Raw genomic sequence first — 21,849 nt, 5'->3', positions numbered from 1 at the left:
GATGACCCGGTCCATCCCTTGCGTGCTGATGCGCGCCGGAACTTCGCGCGGCCCATTCTTCCTGCGCGAGTGGCTGCCCGATGGCGACGAGGCCCGTGACCAGGCGCTGATCGGCGCCATCGGTGCCTCCGACCCGCTGCAGCTCGACGGCGTGGGCGGCGGCAGCACGTTGAACAGCAAGGTCGCCATCGTGTCGCGCTCGATGCAGCCGGGTTGCGACATCGACTATCTCTTCGCACAGGTCGGTGTCGGCAACCGGTCGGTCGACACGCGGCCGAACTGCGGCAACATGCTCTCGGGCGTCGGGCCCTTTGCGATCGAGCAGGGCTTGATTCCCGCGGCGGACGGCACCACCAGCGTTCGCGTTTTCAACGTGAACACCGGATCGCGCATCGACGTGACGGTCCTCACTCCTGGCGGTCGCGTGACTTATGAAGGCGACGCGCGCATCGATGGCGTGGCCGGAACGGCGGCGCCAATCCTGCTGAACTTCCTTGACGCGTGGGGCGCAGTCACCGGGCAGGTCTTCCCGACAGGAAAGCGCATTGACACGATCGATGGGATTGAGGTGACCTGCATCGATGCCGCCATGCCTCTGATGATCGTGCGGGCCGGCGATCTCGGCGTGACGGGGCGCGAGAAGCCGGCAGCCCTTGATGCGAACACTGCGCTCCTCGATCGGCTGGAGAGCCTTCGCCTCGAGGCCGGCCGCAGGATGGGCCTCGGGGACGTATCCAACAGCGTCATTCCAAAGCCAGTGCTCGTCAACACGGGCGAGACGAATGACAGCATCACCTCGCGCTACTTCACGCCGCGCAAATGCCATGCATCACATGCCGTCACCGGAGCCATCGGCGTCGCCAGCGCGTTTGCCTTGCCGGGAACGGTCGCGAGCGGGGCGGAGCGCAAACCGGGACGCCACAAGCTGATCGTGCTGCATCCCGCCGGCCAGATCGATGTCGAAGTCGAGTTGAAGGGCAGCGCAGACGCCGCGACGGTGGAGCGCGCCGCCCTCGTTCGTACGGCGCGAAAGATCATGCAGGGCGAACTGCACCTACCGGACTATGTGTTCTCACGTCCGGACGCTCGGGCCGCGGAGGCCTCATCCTTCCCGCAAAGAGCCCTGACCATTATCGTGCCGACGCGTGCCGGTGGAGGCAACGACACGATGGCTCGCATCATTGCCGCCAAGCTGGGACCACTACTCGACCGGGAAGTGCTAGTCGACAACCGGGCAGGGGCAAACGGTGCCATCGCGAGCGAGTATGTGGCGCGCTCCGCGCCGGACGGCCACACCTTGGTGTTCGGCTATGTCGGGACACACGCGATGAACCCGGCGTTGCAAAGACTGGGCTACGACCCGGTGCGAGATTTCGAGCCCGTCGGGCTCGTCGGTTCTTCGTCGACTTTGATGGTCGCCCATCCGGAGAAGGGCGCGACTGACCTGCAGACGCTCATCGCTCGTCTGAAGGCTTCGCCACGCTGCGTCAGGTACGCATCAGCTGGCGACGGGACGCCACCGCACTTCGCCGCTGAACTGTTTCAGCTCAGCAGCGGAACGTCGATGGACAGCGCGACCTATGAGGGCGCTGCACCTGCGATCGCCGACACAGTCAACGGTCGGTCGCAGGTCATGTTTCCAAGCCTGTTCACGGCCTACCCTTTCATCTGCGCCGGACAACTGCGCGCCTTGGCGGTGGCAGGACCGAGGCGTCTGGCGGCTCTTCCTGCGGTGCCGACGCTCGCGGAGCTGGGGGTGACGGGGGTGGATGTCATGCAATGGTATGGGCTCTTCGCGCCGGCCGGTACGCCCGCGGCATCCATTGATCGCCTCAACCGGGCACTCAACGAGGTATTGGCCGACCCGCAAGTCGTCGAACGCTTCGAGAGCCATGGTGCGCACGCTGAACCTGGAGGGGCCGAGATGCTTGCGCAGAGGATGCAGGCGGATCTTGCCCGCTGGCGCCAAGTCGTGGCTCAGGCCGAGCTTGAACCGAAAGAGTCTCGCCAACTCGCGCTGGATTGACGCGGGTTGTGGCCAAGGTCCGCTTGCGGGTCTGGACCGGCCGTAACGGCCATGCCCGCGGACCGCAAGCTAGCGCTGAGCGGCCGTTCGTGTTGACAATCTCGCCTCCGAACCGGGCCACGCTACTTAATCCGTATGCCTATCTCAAGTGACGTGCTGACCCGCGTGCCGACGCTGTCCAATAGCCGCATCGGGGAATGGCTGCCGCATCACTGGATATCGGCCGACTATTCTTTGCCATCATGGGAAGGTCAAGTCCAAACCGAGCATCCTGCTAAGGCCGAAGGTGAGGAGCGAGAGGCCCAGGAGCGATAGCACGAAGACTGCGGCCATCTTGCCGCCCGCGCGTAGCACCGCGCTCTGCTTCTCCTTCCCCTTCTTCCCTTGCTCATAATGCCACTTGATGGCGAAGAACATGCCCGTGCCGAACACGAGAACCTTGAACGCAACGAAGACTATCGGGACCCAATCCATCATTTTGAGTATTTCCAGGCTATTACTTGACACTATCTATCGTGAGGAGCACTGGTCTGCAACCAGCCTCAAGCGGACAGTCGACGCGGCACTGTGTATGGCCGCTCCTGGCCGGATTCTGCCCTCTGGGCTAATGACTCCGTTGGCGCTGGTCATTCCCGAAATCTCGATAGCCGGCAGCGGCCTGAACGTTCGAAAGCCTTCGAGACGAGCTTGCTGAGTAGTAGGCAGGACGTTCAGCGCGCCGCGCTTGCCTTCCGCGGTGCTCCGGACGCCCGATGTGTTACAGAGCGTCAAACAGGTGCGCCTCGCTGCCATATGAGGCGTGATGTTGTTCGGGTCCATGAAGGGAATCCACACTGTGATGCGGGCAGGGATGCCAACGTTCGATGTCGCATCGAGGCGCTCACGCAGCGCTCGCACCAGAAATTCGGCGCCCCAGACAGTTGCCTTGTGCCGCACTTGCATGAGTGCGTCTCGACCCCCGATGGCCACCCCAAACTGCTCCACTTATGGCCGGTCAAACTGCTCCAGGCAGGACGGTCGGATTATGACGATTCGGGCGTGATGGCGATGCGCGCGGCGGCCTCCTTCAGACGGTAGCTCTTGCCCTCGAACTCCAGCATTGCGCAGCGGTGCATGAGCCGGTCCAGGATGGTGGTGGCCATGGTGGCGTCGGCGAGGTACTTGCCCCAGTCCTGCACCACCCGGTTTGAGGTGATGACGATGGCGCGGCGCAGCTTGTAGCGCTGGTGCACGATGGCCTGCAGCAGTTCGGCGCTCACGTCGGCAATGCGCCGGGCCAGGAACAGGTCATCAAGGACCAACAGGTCTGGCTCGATCCAGCCCTTGAGCTGTTCGGCCTGTTCCGCCGTGCTGGCCAGCCCGTAGCGGGCGAACTCGGAGTCGGCCTCCACGTAGCGCACGTCATAGCCCTGCAACGTGGCCTGGTAGGCCACCGCCTTGGCCACATGGCTTTTGCCGGTGCCGGGCTTGCCGACGATCAGTGCGTTGGCCCCCTCGCCGATGAACTTCAGGGTGTGCAGCTCGAAGCAGGCGTTGCGCGGCAGCTTGGGATTGAAGCGCCAGTCGAAGTCCGCCAGCGTCAGGCGCTCGGCCAGGCCTGAGCGCTTGAAGCGGCGCTCCATGAGGCGCGAGCGGCGCCGGTCGAGCTCGTCTTGCAGCATGGCGGCCAACGTCTCCAGGAAGGGCTGCTGGGCGGCCTGGGCCTGCATCACGCGGGTGGACAGGGTGTCGGCGATGCCGGACAGGCGCAGCTCGCGCAGGGCGCGTTCGATCTCGGTCATGTTCATGGCTGGGCGATCTCAGTGGTGGGCGTGGGGGAGGTTGTGCCGCCCGAGGTGGCGGTGGCGGCTTGGGCGAACAGATCGCCGTATTCGTCGGCGCTGCGAATGAGCTCGTGCTGCTGGGTGAGCGTTGACGCCGACTGTGTCGGGGTACCGGCCTGCAGGGCGGCCAGCGCGTCGGCCACCAGCCGCTCGGTGAGCGCCTTGACGTGGCGGTAGCTGTGTACGCCTTGCTCCATGGCGGCCGCGCAGGCCGCGTCGATGAAGTGATTGGGGTAGCGCTTGGCCAGATTGACGATGCCCCAGAGCTTGCGCTGGCCCACGCGCCCCTCGAAGGCGAACAGCGTCTGGCACAGCCGAGAGGCCTGCGGCCCGATGGTGCGGGCCTGGCTCAAGATGTAGCGCGTCTCGCGCGAGGGGTTGAACACCCGCTCGGCCATGGGCAACACCACGGTGCCGGGGCGATCGACCCGGTCGTGGGTGCGCAGCAGGGCTTGGGTGCGAAGGTCTCGGATCTCGATGCGCCGCTCGAACAGCCGCACCAGCACCTTGGAGCCAATCGGGGCCGGGCGCGCGGCGTAGCTGCTGTGGTCGATGCGCACGCAGCTGTCGTCGCAAACCGTGCGCTTCACCTCGGTGAAGTACTGCATGCGCGTGGCTGGCAGCGGCTGCAGGTGGGCGCGCTCCTCCTCGAACATGGCCTGCACCTGACGCCGCTCGGCGCCGTGGATGCGCGAGGCGGCCCACTTGGATTCCCAGTGTTCCAGGAAGGCGTTCTGCTCTTCGATGGTCTCGAAGCGCCGCCCCTTGAGCGCGGTGGACTGGGTATGTTGGATCGCGTTCTCTACCGTCCCCTTGCGATTCGGATCCCGTACCCGGGCTGGGTCGGCCACCACCTGGTAATGAGCGAGTGTGGCCGCGTAGACCGGATTGAGCGCGGGCTCGTACAGGTCGGGCTTCAAGACGCCCTCCTTAAGGTTGTCCAGCACGACGTAGTGGGTCGACCCGCCAAAGTAGGCCCAGGCCTGCTCGTGCAACTCAGCCCAGACTTGCTGGCTGGACTTCCAGACCACGCGGCGGAAGCTGCGCCGCGAGTAGCGCAGCGTGGCCACGAACAGGCGGGGTTTGCGCCAGCGCTCGGTGCCAGGCACCCGGGTGGGCGCGCCCTCGCCGTAGTCGACCTGCATCTCCTCGCCGCGCGCAAAGCTCAGGCGGTCGAACTGTTCGGGCTCCTTGTGACGAAGCTGGGCGACGAAGCGCTTGACGGAGTTGTAGGCGCCGTCAAAGCCATGTTGGTCGACCAGGTCCTGGTAGATGGCGGTGGCGTTGCGGCCCAGGCGCAACTGGGCGTCGATGAAGGCGCGGTGGGGTTCGCACTTGGAGGTGGCCAGCGGCGGCGCTACCGGCCAGGAAGTCGGTGGCCAGGGTGGAGCAGTTTGACCACCGGAGTCGGTGGCCACCCCGGGGCAGTTTGCCGGATCGGCGGCGAAGCGCTGCTGATACGCCCGGATGGTGTGGCGCGAGATGCCGGTGACTCGCGCGATCTCGTGCTGGGTGGCGCCGCCCTTGAGCAGCGTCCAGATGGTGGTTTGCAGATGTGGCTTCAAGACGTTCACTCCGTTGTTCCCCTCGCTCAGAGGGGGTGGAAAGTAACGTCCTGCCTGTCGAGCTTCGCGGCGCCCGACGCACCGTGTTCAATGCGTCAGATCACCGTGGCCAGGGTGGAGCAGTTTGGGTGGCCATAAGTGGGGCACTTTGGGTGGCCGCCGGGGGACGAATCCCGGTAATTCCAATCAAGGCAGGGCCAGCGAATGCGCTCTTCAACCTCCTGGGGGAACAACTTGCGGACGAGCCCAACATTGGCGACATCGTATCGTTCGGATGAACAGCCGCCCTGAGGGTGAACCTCAGGAGTACGGCGTGGGGGCTAATCCGGAACGAACTTCGCCTTGAACTTCGCAATGTCATCCGCCTGTTCCAGGGTCACGAGTTGGCCCATCTTGCCGTCGGAAAGTCGGCAGGCAGCGAATAGGCTGTAGCGGCCCCTCAGGTGATAACTCGGAAGGTCGATAAGCGCGTATGGCTGCGGCACGAACACTTGGTGTTCGAACACCACCCGGTGTTCGTTGCGTGGCGAGGGGAAGAGCTTGTAGTCGGTGGTCTCAAAGGACCTTGCAGTAGCCATTTCGCAATTCTCGCTCAATGACGGATGCATGCCTTTGTCAACATCTTCTATGCCGCGAATTCTTCGGCGGGGCCGACCGGCTGCTTCTGGCCGCATTCTGCCGGTTCGTATGTTGATCCAGCGAGGGTACGGGCTCAAAGGCCGTATACGTCACTTCAGCCACGATGAGGGCCGCCATGCGCGGCGTAAACTGGCTCGATGGTTTCCACAGCAGTGAGTGAAGTGAAGGGTGGCCTCCCGGTCATCGCGTTCGCATCCCCCGAGGACTGGGCGACATGGTTGACACAAGAACCAACTGGCTCAAAGGGCCTTTGGCTCAAGCTCGCCAAGAAAGGTGCCGAGACACGTTGTGTCTCCCGCCGGGAAGCCATCGAAGTAGCTCTTTGTCATGGCTGGATTGATGGGCAACTCGATAAGTATGACGACCAATGGTGGCTGGTTCGATTCACGCCGCGCTCGCCAAAGAGCAAATGGTCAGAAGTCAATCGCACAGCGGCATTGAAGCTCATCGAAGAGGGCCGGATGCTTCCATCTGGGTTAACACAGGTCCGTGCAGCTCAAGCCGATGGGCGTTGGGATGCAGCCTATGCACCCCAGAGCACGGCAGTCGTCCCCGCGGATTTGCAGGTGGCGCTTGATGCATCTCCTGTGGCCAAGCGCTTTTTCGAGAAACTCGACGGCGCCAATCGCTTTGCAATTTTGTACAGAATCCAGGACGCGAAGACGCAGAAGACGCGTGTCCAGCGCATCGAAAAGTTCGTCGGCATGCTCGCTCGGGGTGAGACGATACATCCCGCCAAGAGGCTCTCAAGCAGTTAGCGTGCCGCAAGGTCCGCTCGCGGCCGAATTCTGCCGGAGACCCGCCCGGTTCGGCATGTCCGGGCGGCTCACCGCCTCAGGCGTCGCTCTGCTGCGCCGGCGGGCGTACTGCCGGGTCCCGACGCGCGGCGAATCATGAACCCGGCTCGGAAACAAGAAATCTCCAGCCTTCGACTGCGCCGCGGCAATCCACGCCTCAACGGCCAGCCGCGTCGGGCCTGTCATCTCGGCCGCAAGCCCGAAGCTTGCTGACGATGCCCAGGTTGAAGAGCGCAAGCTCTCTCACACACCCTTGGAGCTGCAAACGCACCCGGATGGCTCTGCGCTATTCGAGGTTGGCGTCGATACGGACGATCAGCCCGAGCTCATTCACGAGGATCTCCAGCAACCCAATCTCGTGCCCGAAGTCGCCGGTGAAGTCGACTCGCACGCGCGCTCGGTTGTCGCCCAGGCTCTTGATTGACAGGCAGCGCGTTGCCGTTTGATAGTGGATGAAATACCGCTCGATGTATTCGCGAATGCCAGCATGGCCGTCGAAACGATGGCCGGTGGAAGGGTCATCAATCACCGCATCCGGCGCGAACAGGGTCAGCGCGCGCGCGACATCGAATGCATTGGTGGCTGCAATCAGCGCATCGGCGACGCCGCGAAGGTTATCCCTTTGCCGGGGCATCGCTCAACTCCCGTGTTGCCAGCTCTTGTAGACGAATTCGAGGCTGTAGCCGTCGAGGTCCCGGACCTGCGCTGCATAGTAGCGCGGGTCGTAGTGAAGCTGCGCTCCGGGCGGATGAATCTCGGTCGCGCCGGCTGCCAGTGCTTCTGCATGAGCCAACTTCACCATTTCCTCGGAGTCGGCAACGAAGCCGACGTGCACCGCGCCGGGCGCAGCAGCTCCCTGTCGCAGCCAGAAGAAAATGCGCCCTTTCGCACCGAAGCCCTTGAGGTCAGGGTGACCCGCGGGGCCGTCCTTGCCGTCATAGTCGTGTCGGTTGATGATCCCAAGGATGGGAAGCACCTTCTCATAAAAGGCGACTGAACGGTCGATGTCGTTGACCGTGAGGAAGATGTGGTCGAGCATGGGACGTATCCTTTCAAACGGTATAGCCACCTGCGACCTCAGTGGTCTGGGCATTGACCCAGCGGGCAACTTCCTCCGGCTCGCCCACTCGCCCGAGCGCGGTCTGTGAAGCCAGCATGGACTCGAACTCGGCATTCAGGCCGCCGCCGAGTTCAGTGCGGATGGCACCTGGCGACAACGCATCGACCCCGGTGCTGGCGCCGATGCCTCGGCTGCCTCCGGCAATGACGATGATGCTCATGTGTGTCTCGGGTGAAGTCAAGTGACTCCACGATAGACGCCCGCCCGCATCTTCGCCCGCCTGTTCCTGTCTGATTCCTGCCTATTTCTGCTTCTGTGCTTGTCCTTGGGCAAGAGTCGAAGTTCAATGGCGCCATGGAAGAACAACTGGACGAACTCCGAAAGCTGGCTGCCCACGCACAGAACCGGCGGACCGAGACTGGCATCCCGCGTGTGGCGATGGTCCGTGGTGCCATCCCGGACCATGAGCTTGCCGCCGTGTATGACCCGATGGTCAATCTCATCCTGCAGGGCAGCAAGTCGATGACCGTGAGTGGGCAGACGCTGCACTACGACCCCGCCACCTACTTCGTCATGTCAATCGACCTCCCGGCGGCCGGCGTCGTGCGAAGCAGCAGTTCCGGTGCCCCGTATCTCGCCGTGAGTCTGACTCTCACCCCGTCCTGTCTGGCGGGCTTGTTGTCGGATGTGCCCGATTCTCCCGCCAGAAGAGGGCAAGAAAGAAGCTTCTCCGTTGCACCGGTGACGCCGGAGCTTCTGGATGCATGGGTCCGAATGCTGCGCCTGATGAAGAGTCCGTCCGATATCCCCGCACTGGCTCCAGCTTACGAGCGCGAGATTCTCTACCGGGTGCTGCAGGGCCCCATGGGCTGGATGTTGCGCGACGTCGCGACGCCCGATACTTCGTTGGCACGAATCCACCGGGTGGTCCAGCGCATCCGCCACGAATTCGCGCGTCCCTTGCGGATGGAGGAACTGGCCGAGGACGCAGCCATGAGTGTTTCGGCGTTTCATCGCCATTTCAAGGCAGTGACCACGCTCAGCCCTCTGCAATATCAGAAGCAAATCCGCCTGCTTCAGGCGCGAACACTGCTCCTCGCGGCAGGCTACAACGTTAGCTCGGTGGCCCACGAGGTCGGCTATGAAAGCCCGACCCAGTTCAGCCGTGAATACGCCCGTGCGTTCGGACTTCCTCCCGCGAAGGATGCTGCGCGAATCACCGCAGTCTTGAGGTGAACTTGAGGCGTCCGCTTCCGACGACGACCGCATCCGCGCTGGCCGCGTCCTGCAGCGTCGCTTAAGCTTCCACCACCATACCGTTCATGGAGCGCACCTTGTCAGAAGGGCTGGCGATGGAAACGCGCGAGCGCGCGGCCTGGTCGCTTCCTCAACTCGACGACAGGTTTCAGCCCCGCCGTGCCGCCTCTATCGCGGCGATGTCGATCTTTCTCATGGTCATCATCGCGTCGAACACGCGCTTGGCCGCCGCGCGGTCGGTGTCGGCCAGCGCCGCGGTGAGGACGCGCGGGGTGATCTGCCATGACAATCCCCAGCGGTCCTTGCACCAGCCGCATGCGCTCTCCTGGCCGCCATTGCCGACGATCGCGTTCCACAGGCGGTCGGTCTCGGCCTGGTCGTCGGTCGCGATCTGAAAAGAGAAGGCCTCGTTGTGCTTGAAATGCGGCCCGCCGTTCAGGCCCATGCAGGGAATGCCGGCAACAGTGAACTCGACGACCAGGACATCGCCCTGCTTGCCGTCGGGATAGTCGCCCGGCGCACGGATGACGGCGCCGACAGCGCTGTCGGGGAATGTTTCGGCATAGAAGTTTGCGGCGTCAACAGCAGCGCCGTCGTACCACAGACAGATCGTGTTCTTGCTGGTCATCGTTTCTCCTGAAGCGTTGAGCATCCGGCATCCGGCATCCGGGGGCCGTCCAAAGACCTTCCATCGTCCTCGTCGCGGGGATCTCGGGCTATCGGATCGGACGGATGCCGTTGTAGGGAATCTCCGATGCCGCCCACGCCTCGCGGCGGGCGCGGGCGGCGGCGCGACGTATCGATTCGCACTGGCGGCCCGCAACCCTCCTGACGCGCCGGGCTCGTCTACGAGGATCGGCACCCGGCGCGTGGCGCCGCGATCACCACTTCACCTTCAGCCGGGCGGCGTCCCAGGCGCGACCGAAGAAACCGGCGCTGTCCACGGCGCCGAGGGCCACCAGCGGGACTTCGGTCAATGGCTGGTCGGCAACGGTGACCTTCAGCGAGCCGATGGGCTGGCCGAGCGTGAACGGAGCGATCAGCGGGTCTGCTTCCACGACCTGCGTCTTGACCTTCGCCGACGAGCCCGCGGGCACGGCCACGACGATGGGCTCGGCGCGGCCGATCTTCACCGTATTCGCCGCGCCCTTCCAGACGCGCGGCGTCGCCACGGCCTGGCCCGCCGCGAACAACTGGACGTCCTCGTAGGCGGTGTATCCCCAATTCAGGAGCTTCTGCGTCTCGTCGGTGCGCATGCGGTCGCTGCTTGCGCCCAGAACGATCGAGAGCAACTGACGGCCACCCGGCAGGTTCGGCGCATCGCGCTTGGCCGTCACGACGACGCAGAAGCCGGCTGCGTCCGTATGTCCGGTCTTCAAGCCGTCGACGGTCGGATCGCGGAACAGCATCGTGTTGCGGTTGGTGTCGTTGGCCGCCGGCGTACCCGGATAGCGGTACTTCTTCATCGAGGAGTAGTTCACCTCCTCCGGAAAGTCACGCCTGAGCCGCACGGCAAGAATGCTGAGATCGCGCGCCGTCGTCAGGTGCCCCGGGGCCGGGAGCCCTTCCGGATTCTTGTAGGTCGTGTTCTTCATGCCGAGCTCCTTGGCCTTCTCGTTCATCATCTCGACGAAGCGCTCGACGGTCCCGCCCACCCCCTCTGCCAGTGCGACTGTGGCGTCGTTGCCCGATTGAACGATCAGGCCCTTGATCAGATCCTCCACCGGCACCTGCATCTTGGGGTCGATGTACATGCGCGAGCCCGGCATCTTCCAGGCGCGAATGCTCACCGGCAGGGTCTGCTGCAGCGAGATCTTCTTGGCCTTGAGCGCGTCGAAGACGAGGTAGGCCGACATCAGCTTGGTGAGGGACGCAGGCTCGACCGGCGTGTCGATGTCCTTCGCCGCGAGGATCTGGTTGGATGTGACGTCGAGGAGCAGATAGCTGGGCGCAGCGATCTCGGGAGGGACCGGTACCTGCGCATGTGCAATGAGCCCGATGGAGGTGGCGCCGATCAGCGCCAGCGCGCGAAGCGCTCGAGTGAGACGAGTCATGAAGGTCGAATGATGAAGAAGGTCCGCCAGAGGGCGGACCCTCGAAATTCCAGGGTCCCAGATTGTCCGCCAAGGAGCACGGGCCTTCCCATCGATCCGAGAAACTGTTTGTAGGACATGGCGATCAGATCGGCTTCGAGACCCGAACTCCCGCAATGGCCCAGGCAGGAGCCACGAACGCCATCAAGGGAAGGGGCTCGGACACGCCTGGCCGCCGGGCCCCGCGAGTCACGCCGATCCGAGGATCGAAGGCAACTCCGGCACCAGCGCCTGCGGCGCGCGCGCGAGGGCGAATTCCAGCGTCGACAGCACCGCGGCCGCCACTTCCTTGTGCGAACCCGCGTCCATGGCCATCGTGTTGTAGTAGTCCAGGTCCTTGCGCGCGTTGGCCACCGAGAAGCGGAGTCCGGAGGTGTCGCCCGCCAGAAGGAAGGGCTTGAGGCGCTCCAGCGCGACCCCGCCGCCGCCGCCCTTGGCCAGCACATCCACGAAGGCTTCGGGCGAGACCTGGCTGCGAAGCGCACAGGCGGCCGCTTCCGACAGCAGCGTCACCATGCCCAGCGACACGTAGTTGTGCAGCAGCTTCATGCTGTGGCCCGCGCCCTCCGGACCCATGTGCGAGATGTTCTCGGCAAAGCACTGCAGCAGCGGCCGGCATTCCTCCAGAAGCGCCGCGTCGCCGCCGACCAGCAGGTTGAGCCGGCCTTCGGCCGCTTCCTTCGGCGTGCGCGTCATGGGACTGTCGAGGAAGCGCCCGCCCGCCGCCCGCACCGCCTGCGCCATGCGCACGCTGGACGAAGGGATCGCGGTGGAACAGTCGATCACCACGGCGCCGGGCCGCAGTCCTTCGAGAATACCGCCCGGGCCCTGCAGCACGGCCTCCACCTGCGGCGAGCCCGTGAGCACCAGGATGATCACGTCCGAGCCCTCCGCCAGCGCCTTCAGGCTGCCGAAGCCCTTGGCCCCCGCGGCCTTGAGATCGTCCACCGGCTGATTGCCCGAGTGCTCGAACAGACCCAGTTCGTAGTCCCGCCTGACGATGTTGCTCGCGATGCCGTGGCCCATCATGCCGATGCCCACCATGCCGATATGCTTCATTGGTTCTCGCCCTTTCGATGTGTATTTGACTGACCCGCGGATTCTGCAACTGTCCGCTCAACCCGGACGCGGCGTCGACAAAACGCGCTTGAGGTACTGCGGATCGACCCTCTTCTGAATGACGCCCCCGGAGACATGAAACCCATCCGACTCCGGGTGCCGGCGTTCGCGACCGGCATCAACCCCGACGAGCAAGCTGCAGGGTGCGCCGTTCGATGCCGCCGGCGGCGAGGGCCGATGGACGCGCGCCGGTGCCGCAAGGCCCCGGCCTGAGGGCGGTTCCCGACCTCGAAGCGCTCGCGGGCTATCGCACCCGGGCGCCCGAGGGTTCGTCGTGAAGGTCCGATAGCCTGCAGGTCGCGGCGGCTCTCCGCGTGCTATGCGAGGGCCTTTTCAGCGGCCCGGGCGGTCTTCGCGACCATCTCGCGCATCCACGCATGGCCCAAGTCGTGCTCGTCGCGCCCATGCCAGACTGCGCGAAGGGCCGACGTACCGGCCTGGTACGGCGGTTGTCGGCGAATCAGGTCGCCGCTCTTCGCGAGAACCACGGCCAGGGATGCGGGCACGATCGACAGCATGTGGGTGTCGCGAAGCAGCGCAGGAATCGCGAGCGCGTGCGGGACGGTGACTCTCAGCCTTGGCGCCTCCTTCGATTCGAGGAGCGCCTCCTCCAACGCGCGCCTGTCGAACATCTCCGACTGGCGCGCGAGGCCGCGCTCGACGATGAAGCCCCCCACCGCGCCTTCCTCCTCCCCGCCGACAGACAGGGTGACGAGCGGATACCTCGTCAAGTCGCGCAGCGTGAGCTTCCGGCGGGAAGCGGGGTGTCCCTTGCTCATCAGGATGGCCTCTCCCTGGGACATCAAGGTTCGCGAGTTCAGGCGCGGTGGCATCTGGGAAAAGATGCCGACGGCCAAGTCGATGCGTCCGAGGTCGATCTGCTCGGCCAAGTCCAGCCGCGTGGACGGCCGGATGACGAGGTCCACCCCCGGAGCGACCTCTTGCAGTTCGCGGGACAAAGGCGCAACGATCACGGCAGTCACGTGATCGTTCGCCGCGATGACAAAGCGCCGGGTGGACTTCTCGGCCGAGAACGGCTCCACGCCCAGGACGACCTCGATGCGGCGCAGTGAGTCCCGCAGGCCCGGTGCCATCGCCGTCGCACGGCCGGTCGGCACCATGCCCTTCCCCGTGCGCATGAAAAGCTCGTCGCCGACAAGCTCACGCAGCCTCCGGAGCGCATGGCTCACCGCCGATGGCGTCAGATTGAGGCGCTTGCCCGCCAGCAGCAGATTGCGGTCTTCATAGACCGCCTCGAACACCTTCAACAGGTTCAGATCCATGCGGCCGATGCTCATGATCTCACTCCAACACTTGAACGGCATGCATTATGTAATTGCAAAGACATCAATTCCATTCATTTCATGTTTCGCCCATGATCGCGTCCAGTCATTCATCAGGAGACGCGACCATGACGGCCGATACCCTCATCAAAGAGCGAGAAGCGCTGATCGAGCGCTGCATACCCTTCCTCGAGGAAGTGAAGGACATGACCGCCGGCACCGCGGCCGAACGCTGGCTGAACCAGAAGTACGGGCCTGAGAGCGAGCTCTACCAGACCCTGGCTTGCCTGGTGAGGAAGGGCGTGGTGGACGGCTGGGCAGCCAAGGTCGAGATCGACGGCCCCACCTACCGCCGCAGCCGCGTCGCGGAGCCCTCGGAGCGCACGCTCTACTTCAGCATCACGGCCGTCTATATGGATAGCACCGGGAACAGGCAAGGCCACCCCGACGACCGATTCCGCGGGCAGTACCACGGTCATCCTTATGGCGAGTTCAACATGGTCGTCCCCCTGAACCCCGGGGCCGCCTTGAACGGGCCGAATGGCTGGTGCTTCGGCGGCTGGACCGCCCCGTCGCCGGGCAGTCACCACTATCCGGAAGCAAAGGGTGGCGCCGTCATCGCGCTGTTCTTCCTGCCCTCCGGCCGGATCTCCTATCACGACGCGCCGCAGGAGTGATCCATGGTCCAGACAGCAACCGAATGGTCCCAGGAGGCGATCGCGAGATGCGTCGCCACCGTCGTGCGCTCGCGCCGGTCGGTGCGCGCCTTCAAGGCGCAGCCGCTGCGCCGGGAACTCGTGGAAGAGATCCTGGAGGATGCGGCGTGCGCCCCGAGCGGCGCCAACATCCAGCCTTGGCGGGTGTACGTGGTCAGCGGCGCGATCAAGGATGAGTTGGCCGGCGCCCTGGTTTCCGCCTTCCGGGCCGGAACCGCACCGGCGCCCGCGCACTTCCCCGAGCCGTTGCCCGACATGTTCCGCACGAGACTGATCGACTTCGGGGCGCGCTACTACGCTTCGCTCGGCATCGATCGCAACGACACCCCGGCGCGCACACGCCAGACCGAGCGGAACTTCTCCTTCTTCGGCGCGCCGGTCGGTCTGATCTTCAGCATCGACCGCCGATTGAAGCCGCACAGCTGGATCGACCTCGGGCTCTTCGCGCAGAACGTGATGATCGCCGCGAAGGCGCGGGGCATCGACACCTGCCCGCAAGTCGCCTTCGCACAGTTCCATGAGCCGATCGCGGCGCACCTGCACCTGCCGCCGGAGGAAGTGACCGCCTTCGGCATGTCCATGGGATACGGCGATCCGCAGGCCGAGGTGAATCAGCCAAGGATGCCACGGGAGCGCGTGCGGGACTTCGCGCGGCTCTTCGGGTTTCCGGCCTGAGCCGGTCGCACTGTCAACTCTTGAAGAAGGAAAACGCACATGAATACCTCATGGCTTGCTGCCGCCGCCGTCGCGGCTGGCGCCATCGGCGCCCTCGCGCCCATCCCCGCCACCGCGCACGAATCGGCGGAGAGAGTCACCCCGGCACTGCGGCAAGCGATACCCAACATCCCCGGCAAGTCGCTGGTCGCCGTCCTGGTCGACTATCCCCCTGGGGGCGCTTCGCCGGCCCATGTGCATGCGAAGTCTGCATTCATCTACGGCTATGTGGTCTCCGGTGCCATCGAATCCCAGGTGAACGATGGACCCAGGCAGATCCTGCGCGCCGGGGACAGCTTCTACGAGCCCCCGGGCGCGAGACATCCTGTCAGCCGCAACGCGAGCAAGACCCGGCCCGCGAAGCTCCTGGCTGTGTTCGTGGTCGACACCGACGACACCGCACTCACAACACCCACCCAATGATCCGATCTCCGGAAATACAACCATGAGCAAGCGTCTCGACTACAACGAAATCGCCCCGGGCGGCGCCAAGGCACTGGGCAACCTGTACGGGTACGTCGCGCAGAGCGGCCTTTCGCCCGTTCTGGTCGATCTGGTGTACCTGCGTGTTTCGCAGATCAACAACTGCGCCTTCTGCCTGGACATGCACACGCGTGACCTGTTGAAGAAGGGGCAGGCCATCGAGAAGCTCGCCCTGCTGCAAGCGTGGAGGGAGGCGGGCACTCTCTTCGACGAGCGGGAGCGTGCCGCGCTGGCCTGGGCGGAATCGGTGACACGCGTGGCGGAGACCGGCGTCCCCGACAGCGACTACGCAGCAGCGCGTGCCGTGCTCGGCGAGCAAGAACTGGTCGACCTCACCATTGCCATCGGGCTGATGAACACCTACAACCGCATGGCGATCAGCTTCCGGAACACGCCCCAGGCGCTCGTCGCCAACTAGGGTCGGGCGGCCCGGATACCGACGCCGAACGCGCAGGCCACCGAGTCCAAAGCAGGAGCCCCAAAGCCAACACGCACCCGGCAAGGACAAGCGGTGCTTCGCGCCTGCGTTGGCGTTCGCGCGCACGCGCCGTCAACTCACGCACCACGAAATCCTCGCCCCGGGCCATCTCGTTGAAGGCTTGCTGGAATGTCCCGATGCGGCGAATCGCTTCATCGGAAAGGCCGTCCCCCTGCCAGCGTGACTGCCTCTCCTGCTGCGTGAGCTGATTCGCCTGCGCATGTTTCAACCTGGCAGACGCGACCGCTTCCGCATACCTGCCTCGTTCAGCAGGTGTCAGGAAACGCTCCGGGCCGACACCCGTGAGCTTCTCGACGAACACGACCAGGGGTTGATCGGCGCCCGGCTCGGCGACAAGCCAGAGCATGGCCAGGACAATCACGACGAGGATGCCTGCGCAGACCGCGCGCGCGAGCGAGCGCACGCGCGCCAGCCGCGTTTGCGTCGACCCCCGCGCAACGCCACGCAACGCGCAGGCAAGCAGGAGTACGGCCGCAAACGCAATGACAAGGGCAGCCCCGGCAGGCAGATCCCATGCGAACGACGCTCCAAGCCCCGCGGCGCTTGCAATGACCCCGGCACTCCAGCCGACGAGATACGACACCGCGGGTCGGGTGGAGAAGAGTGTTCCGATGATGGAAGGAATGATCAGAAAGCAGAAGACAAGCAGCACCCCGGCGATGGCCACGGAGCTTGTGACGACCAAGCCGAACAGAAAATAGAAGAGAAAGTCCCAGACCATGTCGCCTCGCGCGTGCGTCGATGGCGCAGGCCCGCTCGCCCTGCCGATTGGCTTTCGAACGAGCCAAAGAATCGTCCCGATCACCCCATACATGATCAGAAGCTTGGGCAAGTCCTCGAAGGACATTCCCAGGATGCTGCCGATGAAGATCTGCTTGACCTGCTCTCCTCCTTGAGGCGACTGATCCACGGCGACGATCGTCGCGGCGGTGCTCACCACGTAGACGATGCCTATATACGCCTCATGGCCGAAATCCTTCGGCAGCGCGCGAGCGAGTGCCAGCAGTGCCGCGCCCAATGCCGAGAAGAAGAGCGTGTATGCAAGGCCGCCCGCGCTGGTCGGATCGTGTCCCGCTGCGAACGCAAGCGTGGCGCCAAGCGCGGACATCTGCGCGAGCGCGAGGTCGACGAAGATGACGCCCCGCCGCAGGACGTGCACGCCGAAGCCTTCATGAATGGCGACGAATATCGCGCAGCCTGCGAATGGCGGCGCCAGCAGAGCGATCAATTCCATCAGTGACATGGTGGACGTCCTACCGAGAAGCGCCGAGCGCACGTGCAAGCGTGTTGACGTTGTATTCCATCAAACCGAGGTAGTCCCCCGCCTGGGGCACGCTGCCCACGGCGGGCGCGAGCTGGACCAAGGGCACACCCAGGCGTGCCGCTACTGCCTCGGCGAAGCGCCTGGGCTCGTTCGTCTTCTGCAGGATCGCACGAACCGTGCTCTGCCGCGCTTGCGCCAGCAGGGATGCAAGGTGCGCGGCACTTGGCGTCACCCCTTCCCTCGGTTCGATGAATCCGGCAACGTTCAGGTGGAAGCGGCGAGCGAAATACGGCCAGCTGTTGTGATACGCGAGGACAGCGGCGCCACGGAAAGGCGCCAAAGTCTGCGCCCAGGCATCCATCCCATGACGGAGTCGTTCGAGAAACCGATTGCGATTCTCCAGCACGGCCTCTGCGCCGGAAGGCAAGCGCCTTGCGATTGCCGCGCCGATCGTCGCCGTCATCGTTTCGGCGTTGGCCGGATCCAGCCAGTAGTGGGGGTTGGCCATGCCATGCGCGTGGGTGTTGTTCTGGGCAAAGGGGTCGCGCCCATTCACCTCCAGCAGCGGAACCCCGGAAGACGCGTCGACCACCGAGTCGGGGTCCCTGGGAAGGCCGGTGCGCCCTCCCCGGCCGAGCAGTTTCTCCAGCCAATGGTCGTAGCCCAGGCCGACCCTCACCACGAGCGCGGCGTCGGCGATCAGCGCCAGGTCGCTCGCTCGCGGTTCATATGACTCGGGGTCCGCAAAGGGCGGTATGACGGCCTGGACCTCAACGAGCTCGCCACCGACCGCGGCGACCAGGCTGGCAAGGTCGCTGGTCGTCGCGACCGTGCGCAGCTGCGATGCGCTCGCATGCGGCCGGAGCTCGCCTGCGCGGACGCCGACGGCGGTGAGCGTGCCCGCAACAACGGCCCGCCTCGTGATACCGGCGGGTGCGAGCATCACCGACCGCCGGTCCAGAGGCTCTTCTTCATGAGACAGTGCACCTCGCGCTCCGCACCGACGGGTGAGCCCAGGCGGCAGTCCATGGCCATGCTGGCGAGCGAATAGGCGTCCAAGCGAGAGAGGCCCTTCTCACCCGCGAGTCTGTCGATCATGGAGAGCGCCGCCTCGTCCATTGCCTTGTTCAGATCCGGGTCCTTGGCGTAGGTGACCAGGTTGTCTCGATCGTCGTGCGTGGGCAGCGCGGCCGCGGGGGTGCCCTTTCTCTTCGGCACCATGCAGTAGGTGCCTTTCAGCACGTTCACGACTTCAGCGATGCGGCAGTCCCATGTGGACAACATGGCCGAGCGCGCTTCCGCGGGCCCGACGCCGCTCTGCTCGGCGATCAGCCTGGCCGTCTGTTCCTGCACCAGGTTGAAGGCCAGGTTCAGATCCTTGTCGTATCCGACGGCCAGCCAGTGAGTGGGCGTCTCTATGCGGGGCCATTCCAGCTTCCTTCCCTTGAGCACGGTCACCGTCAGGGGAAGTTCCTTGAACGACGTCTCGAGGGCCGTCAGATTGACTTCGCCATTTCCCTGCGCGGCGTGAGAGTCGCCGGACCAGAGCATGCCTCCTTCGACGAAGACCGGCAGGTACAGCGTTGTTCCGGACACCATCTCGTTGATGTCCAGATTGCCGCCGAATCGACCCGGAGGGACGGTGCTGTAGTGACCTGGCTCGGCGCGCGCGACAGCGAGCAGTCCCGGGAATGGACGAAGAGGAATGTCGATACCCGGCGCGAACTCCACACGCTGCTTCTCGTTGTCCAGGAGGAAATACTTGAGCTGCCCCTGCGAGAACTGCTTCGGGAACGCTCCGGCGAATCCGGGATAGCTGAAGTTCAGCGCGTAAGAGGCAGGGACGATCTTGCCGATTTCGATCTTCAGGACGTCTCCGGGCTGGGCACCCTCCACATACACGGGCCCGGTGATGGAGTGCGGGCCCCTGCCGGGCGATTCCGCCTGCTCCTGCCTGGCGCGCGCGGTCATCTGGTCGATGGTCATTTCATTCATGACGACCTGCTTGTCTCCGTGGATCAAGGTCTCCATCACGATCGTGTCTCCGGAACGGATCCTGGCGACCGGGGGCTGCGAGTTGTCGAACCAGCCGAACTGTGTGGTCTGCGGGTTGCCTTCGAGGCGAACCACACTTCGCTTGTCGAGGCCGCTGCCGGCTGTGGAGGCCTTCTGGGCATGGGCCGCCAGCGGGAGGCCGCCCCCCGCAATGAGCAGCATCGCGGCCACGAAGCCACCGCCAAGTGCATTGGCAAGATATGTCATTGTTGTCTCCGTCCTTGTTCTATTGGCGCAATGAATGCGCTCGCCCGCCGCGGCTGCCGGGTCTCATTCCCGGCGACGATCGACGGTGTGCAGGGCACGCCACGGGTTTCCGTGGCCGCCGCGATGGGTGCCTAGTGGTCGAAGCTCGTCAGGGTGGCACCTTCATCATGGATGTAGACCACGAGCATGCTCGCCGGCTCCGTCGTGCTCGCGTTGCGGCTCACGACATGGTGTTCACCGCGACGCTCGAAGCGCCCCTCGCCGGCGCGATAGACCTTCGCGTCGCCATGCCCTTCCGTTTGAGAAAGGATGCTCCCGGACAGGACGAAGGCAAAGACATCGGCGTCATGCCGATGCGCCTTCGATGCACCGCCGGGGGGGTAGTGGACGATCTGGGAAGTGAGAACCTTGCCTGGTGCGATGGATAGCTTTTCGGACAGGACGGACTCCAGGGCGCGCCCGCTCAGGGGAGCGGTCGTGGTCTGGCTCCAGGCGGGTGCCGCGCTCAGCAGCGTTGCTGCAGCAATTGCCCCCCATGCGGGGCGGATCTTGCTTGCAAGAATGGCGGACAAGAACATCAGGTCAGTCTCTTTCTGGTCGAGTGGTGCATTGCTTTCTGCGCCGGACCAGCGTTCGCGAGAGTCTCTCGGGATGCTGGCGGCTTCGTCAGCATAGGGTCCGGCCGCCGGGCGGGCCGGTCCAAGATCGGTCGATCGGACCAGACCAAGGCCTGGTCGGCTCAGGCGCGCTGAGCCATGCGGTTGTCCGTCGCCGCGCGCCCGGCATGCGGCGGAAGATGGGCCTGAAGCACCCCGCGCAGACACAGCGCGGCATCCATCGCGCCTTCGGGAAGGACGTTGGTGAAGCCGAGCAGCAATCCGGGGCCCGTGTTCGCGTGAAGGCTCATGGGCGAGAGCGCATTCACAGCCAGCCCACGGGAGCGTGCCGCCGCGGCCAGAGATACATCGTCGACCTGAGCGGGCAGCCGAAGGAGCAGATGCATGCCGCAGCTCTCCGCGCGCCCAAGGGCCCCGAAAGCCTCGTTCAGTGCCTGCGCCAAGGCCAGCCTTCGCTCGGCGTAGAGGCTTTTCATACGCGCCAGGTGGCGCGCGAAGTGTCCCTGGGCAATGAAGTCGCACACCACCATCTGATCGAGCAGCGACTGGTGCGCCGGCAGCAGCGCCGCCGCATACTCCAGCCGCGGCACGAGTGATTCGGGTGCCACGAGGTAGCCATGGCGAAACCCCGGGAACAGCACGTTGCTGAACGATCCCAGATGCAGCACCCGATCCGTCGATTCGGCGGGTGCGCACAGGGCTTGCGTCCTGTCCGCGCAGGTCAGGTTCTCCTCGTAGTCATCCTGGAGCACCCAAGCGTGCGACCGGCCGGCCCAGGCCAGCAATTGGCGGCGCCGGCTTGCGGAAAGCGCGCAGCCCAGGGGGAACTGCGCGACCGGTGTGATCAGCGCGGCCCGTGCATCGGAAGCGCAGGCGATGCCGGCGGAGACGTCCATTCCGAAGCCATCCACCGGCACGGCGATCGGAACGCCTCCGGCCAGCCTGATGGCTTCGCGCGCGGGCGGAAACGCCGGGTCTTCGACCAGGACCTTGTCGCCGGCGGTGAGCAATGCGCGCGCGGCCAATGACAAGGCACCCAAGAACCCGGACGTCACAAAGACCTGCCTTTCGCTGCATGCGAGTCCGCGGCCAATCGCGAGGTGATTGGCGATCGCACGGCGCAGCGGCGCAAAGCCGCTGGGCTCCTGATAGACCATCCTGGACAAAGACAGCGACCGTGCGTGCCGCGCCGCCAGCCTGGACCAGAGCTTGCGAGGAAATGCGTCCAGCGCGGGCAGCCCCATCTGAAACAAGCTCGGCGGTTGCGCCGCCTCCGAAGCCAGTCCGGGCAACAGCGGCGCAGACGTTCGAAGGAGGGGTTGAGGCGCTTGCGTGCGCGCTGGCAGCACCCGGGTGCCCGCCGCGGAGCGACGGGCGACGTACCCTTCGGCCGCAAGGTTGCTGTACGCGAGCTCGACGGTGGCGCGGGAAACGCCCAACTGCGAGGCCAGATCGCGCGAAGACGGCAGGCGCGCGCCCACACCGAGCGCCCTGGAGGCGATTCGCCGCTTGATCCCGTCCGAAATCTGCTGGTGAAGCGGCACGCTCGCTCGCGATTCGAGCCGCCAACCCTCAAGGCGCTCTTTGTCAGGCGGTGTGGTCATGGTCTGCTTCCAAGTGAGCCGAGGCGCG

General features: G+C 64.9%; 23 protein-coding genes and 1 pseudogene. 7 read left to right on the top strand and 17 right to left on the bottom strand.

Features of this window, described 5'->3' with window-relative positions; genetic code table 11:
• Position 1: 1 nt before the first annotated feature.
• The gene (locus AC1DNF_RS15455; protein WP_478149483.1) at positions 2-2,026 is read left to right on the top strand and encodes a 4-oxalomesaconate tautomerase; all 2,025 of its coding nucleotides are present in this window, start codon (positions 2-4) and stop codon (positions 2,024-2,026) included.
• Between the two features lie 240 nt (positions 2,027-2,266).
• Here AC1DNF_RS15455 and AC1DNF_RS15450 read toward each other — a convergent pair whose 3' ends face one another.
• From AC1DNF_RS15450 to AC1DNF_RS15435, 4 genes are all read right to left on the bottom strand, one after another.
• On the bottom strand, positions 2,267-2,503 hold the full coding sequence (locus AC1DNF_RS15450) for a hypothetical protein (protein WP_478149482.1): 237 nt from the start codon (positions 2,501-2,503) through the stop codon (positions 2,267-2,269).
• A gap of 545 nt (positions 2,504-3,048) precedes the next feature.
• A complete protein-coding gene (gene istB, locus AC1DNF_RS15445) occupies positions 3,049-3,813 on the bottom strand; it encodes an IS21-like element helper ATPase IstB (protein WP_478149481.1) in 765 nt (254 codons plus the stop codon).
• Positions 3,810-5,423 (bottom strand): IS21 family transposase, encoded by a 1,614-nt coding sequence (gene istA, locus AC1DNF_RS15440; RefSeq protein ID WP_478149480.1) that lies wholly within the window; start codon positions 5,421-5,423, stop codon positions 3,810-3,812. Before istA ends, istB begins: the two co-directional genes overlap by 4 nt.
• Positions 5,424-5,734: 311 nt before the next feature.
• Positions 5,735-5,992, bottom strand: a complete 258-nt coding sequence (locus AC1DNF_RS15435; RefSeq protein WP_478149499.1) for a hypothetical protein — start codon at positions 5,990-5,992, stop codon at positions 5,735-5,737.
• 213 nt (positions 5,993-6,205) lie between these two features.
• Between AC1DNF_RS15435 and AC1DNF_RS15430 the strand changes: the two genes are divergently transcribed.
• Complete coding sequence (locus AC1DNF_RS15430; protein ID WP_478149479.1) at positions 6,206-6,811, top strand: YdeI/OmpD-associated family protein; 606 nt, start codon at positions 6,206-6,208, stop codon at positions 6,809-6,811.
• Positions 6,812-6,910: 99 nt separating this feature from the next.
• On the opposite strand, the pseudogene AC1DNF_RS15425 reads toward AC1DNF_RS15430, so the two are convergent.
• From AC1DNF_RS15425 to AC1DNF_RS15410, 4 genes and pseudogenes are all read right to left on the bottom strand, one after another.
• Positions 6,911-7,130 (bottom strand): annotated as a pseudogene (locus AC1DNF_RS15425) (integrase); the annotation flags it as partial.
• Positions 7,131-7,136: 6 nt separating this feature from the next.
• Complete coding sequence (locus AC1DNF_RS15420; protein ID WP_478149478.1) at positions 7,137-7,484, bottom strand: nuclear transport factor 2 family protein; 348 nt, start codon at positions 7,482-7,484, stop codon at positions 7,137-7,139.
• A gap of 3 nt (positions 7,485-7,487) precedes the next feature.
• On the bottom strand, positions 7,488-7,889 hold the full coding sequence (locus AC1DNF_RS15415) for a VOC family protein (protein ID WP_478149477.1): 402 nt from the start codon (positions 7,887-7,889) through the stop codon (positions 7,488-7,490).
• Between the two features lie 13 nt (positions 7,890-7,902).
• A complete protein-coding gene (locus AC1DNF_RS15410) occupies positions 7,903-8,130 on the bottom strand; it encodes a hypothetical protein (protein WP_478149476.1) in 228 nt (75 codons plus the stop codon).
• 134 nt (positions 8,131-8,264) lie between these two features.
• Here AC1DNF_RS15410 and AC1DNF_RS15405 point away from each other — a divergent pair, with 134 nt between their 5' ends.
• Positions 8,265-9,146, top strand: coding sequence for an AraC family transcriptional regulator (locus AC1DNF_RS15405; RefSeq protein WP_478149475.1), 882 nt, complete (start codon positions 8,265-8,267; stop codon positions 9,144-9,146).
• Between the two features lie 169 nt (positions 9,147-9,315).
• On the opposite strand, the gene AC1DNF_RS15400 is transcribed toward AC1DNF_RS15405, so the two are convergent.
• The 4 genes from AC1DNF_RS15400 to AC1DNF_RS15385 all read right to left on the bottom strand — a co-directional run bounded on the left by AC1DNF_RS15400 (position 9,316) and on the right by AC1DNF_RS15385 (position 13,677).
• Positions 9,316-9,795 (bottom strand): VOC family protein, encoded by a 480-nt coding sequence (locus tag AC1DNF_RS15400; protein ID WP_478149474.1) that lies wholly within the window; start codon positions 9,793-9,795, stop codon positions 9,316-9,318.
• A gap of 253 nt (positions 9,796-10,048) precedes the next feature.
• On the bottom strand, positions 10,049-11,221 hold the full coding sequence (locus AC1DNF_RS15395; RefSeq protein ID WP_478149473.1) for a D-alanyl-D-alanine carboxypeptidase family protein: 1,173 nt from the start codon (positions 11,219-11,221) through the stop codon (positions 10,049-10,051).
• Positions 11,222-11,449: 228 nt separating this feature from the next.
• Positions 11,450-12,319: an NAD(P)-dependent oxidoreductase gene (locus AC1DNF_RS15390; RefSeq protein WP_478149472.1), complete on the bottom strand. Its 870-nt coding sequence runs from the start codon at positions 12,317-12,319 to the stop codon at positions 11,450-11,452.
• 377 nt (positions 12,320-12,696) lie between these two features.
• A complete protein-coding gene (locus tag AC1DNF_RS15385; RefSeq protein WP_478149471.1) occupies positions 12,697-13,677 on the bottom strand; it encodes a LysR family transcriptional regulator in 981 nt (326 codons plus the stop codon).
• A 113-nt stretch (positions 13,678-13,790) separates the two neighbouring features.
• On the opposite strand from AC1DNF_RS15385, the gene AC1DNF_RS15380 reads away from it, so the two are divergent.
• Genes AC1DNF_RS15380 through AC1DNF_RS15365 form a run of 4 tightly spaced genes read left to right on the top strand, consistent with a single transcriptional unit; the run spans position 13,791 to position 15,993 of the window.
• Entirely contained in the window at positions 13,791-14,339 is a 549-nt protein-coding gene (locus AC1DNF_RS15380) for a 4-hydroxylaminobenzoate lyase (protein ID WP_478149470.1), read from the top strand.
• A gap of 3 nt (positions 14,340-14,342) precedes the next feature.
• On the top strand, positions 14,343-15,053 hold the full coding sequence (locus AC1DNF_RS15375; RefSeq protein WP_478149469.1) for a nitroreductase: 711 nt from the start codon (positions 14,343-14,345) through the stop codon (positions 15,051-15,053).
• Positions 15,054-15,092: 39 nt separating this feature from the next.
• Positions 15,093-15,515 (top strand): cupin domain-containing protein, encoded by a 423-nt coding sequence (locus AC1DNF_RS15370; RefSeq protein WP_478149468.1) that lies wholly within the window; start codon positions 15,093-15,095, stop codon positions 15,513-15,515.
• 22 nt (positions 15,516-15,537) lie between these two features.
• The gene (locus tag AC1DNF_RS15365) at positions 15,538-15,993 is read left to right on the top strand and encodes a carboxymuconolactone decarboxylase family protein (protein WP_478149467.1); all 456 of its coding nucleotides are present in this window, start codon (positions 15,538-15,540) and stop codon (positions 15,991-15,993) included.
• Here the strand turns inward: AC1DNF_RS15365 and AC1DNF_RS15360 are convergent.
• The 5 genes from AC1DNF_RS15360 to pdxR form a co-directional block, all read right to left on the bottom strand.
• Entirely contained in the window at positions 15,953-17,317 is a 1,365-nt protein-coding gene (locus tag AC1DNF_RS15360) for a metal ABC transporter permease (protein WP_478149466.1), read from the bottom strand. The two genes, AC1DNF_RS15365 and AC1DNF_RS15360, sit on opposite strands and share 41 nt — an antisense overlap.
• 10 nt (positions 17,318-17,327) lie before the next feature.
• The gene (locus AC1DNF_RS15355; RefSeq protein WP_478149465.1) at positions 17,328-18,281 is read right to left on the bottom strand and encodes a metal ABC transporter substrate-binding protein; all 954 of its coding nucleotides are present in this window, start codon (positions 18,279-18,281) and stop codon (positions 17,328-17,330) included.
• The gene (locus tag AC1DNF_RS15350; protein ID WP_478149464.1) at positions 18,281-19,600 is read right to left on the bottom strand and encodes an acetamidase/formamidase family protein; all 1,320 of its coding nucleotides are present in this window, start codon (positions 19,598-19,600) and stop codon (positions 18,281-18,283) included. The genes AC1DNF_RS15355 and AC1DNF_RS15350 overlap by 1 nt, the downstream gene beginning before the upstream one ends.
• Positions 19,601-19,731: 131 nt before the next feature.
• On the bottom strand, positions 19,732-20,178 hold the full coding sequence (locus tag AC1DNF_RS15345) for a cupin domain-containing protein (RefSeq protein ID WP_478149463.1): 447 nt from the start codon (positions 20,176-20,178) through the stop codon (positions 19,732-19,734).
• A 161-nt stretch (positions 20,179-20,339) separates the two neighbouring features.
• Positions 20,340-21,821: a MocR-like pyridoxine biosynthesis transcription factor PdxR gene (gene pdxR / locus AC1DNF_RS15340; RefSeq protein ID WP_478149462.1), complete on the bottom strand. Its 1,482-nt coding sequence runs from the start codon at positions 21,819-21,821 to the stop codon at positions 20,340-20,342.
• Between the last annotated feature and the right edge of the window lie 28 nt (positions 21,822-21,849).

This window comes from Variovorax sp. 01T432, from assembly GCF_056398605.1.
This window is presented reverse-complemented; position numbering and strand designations above follow the sequence as displayed.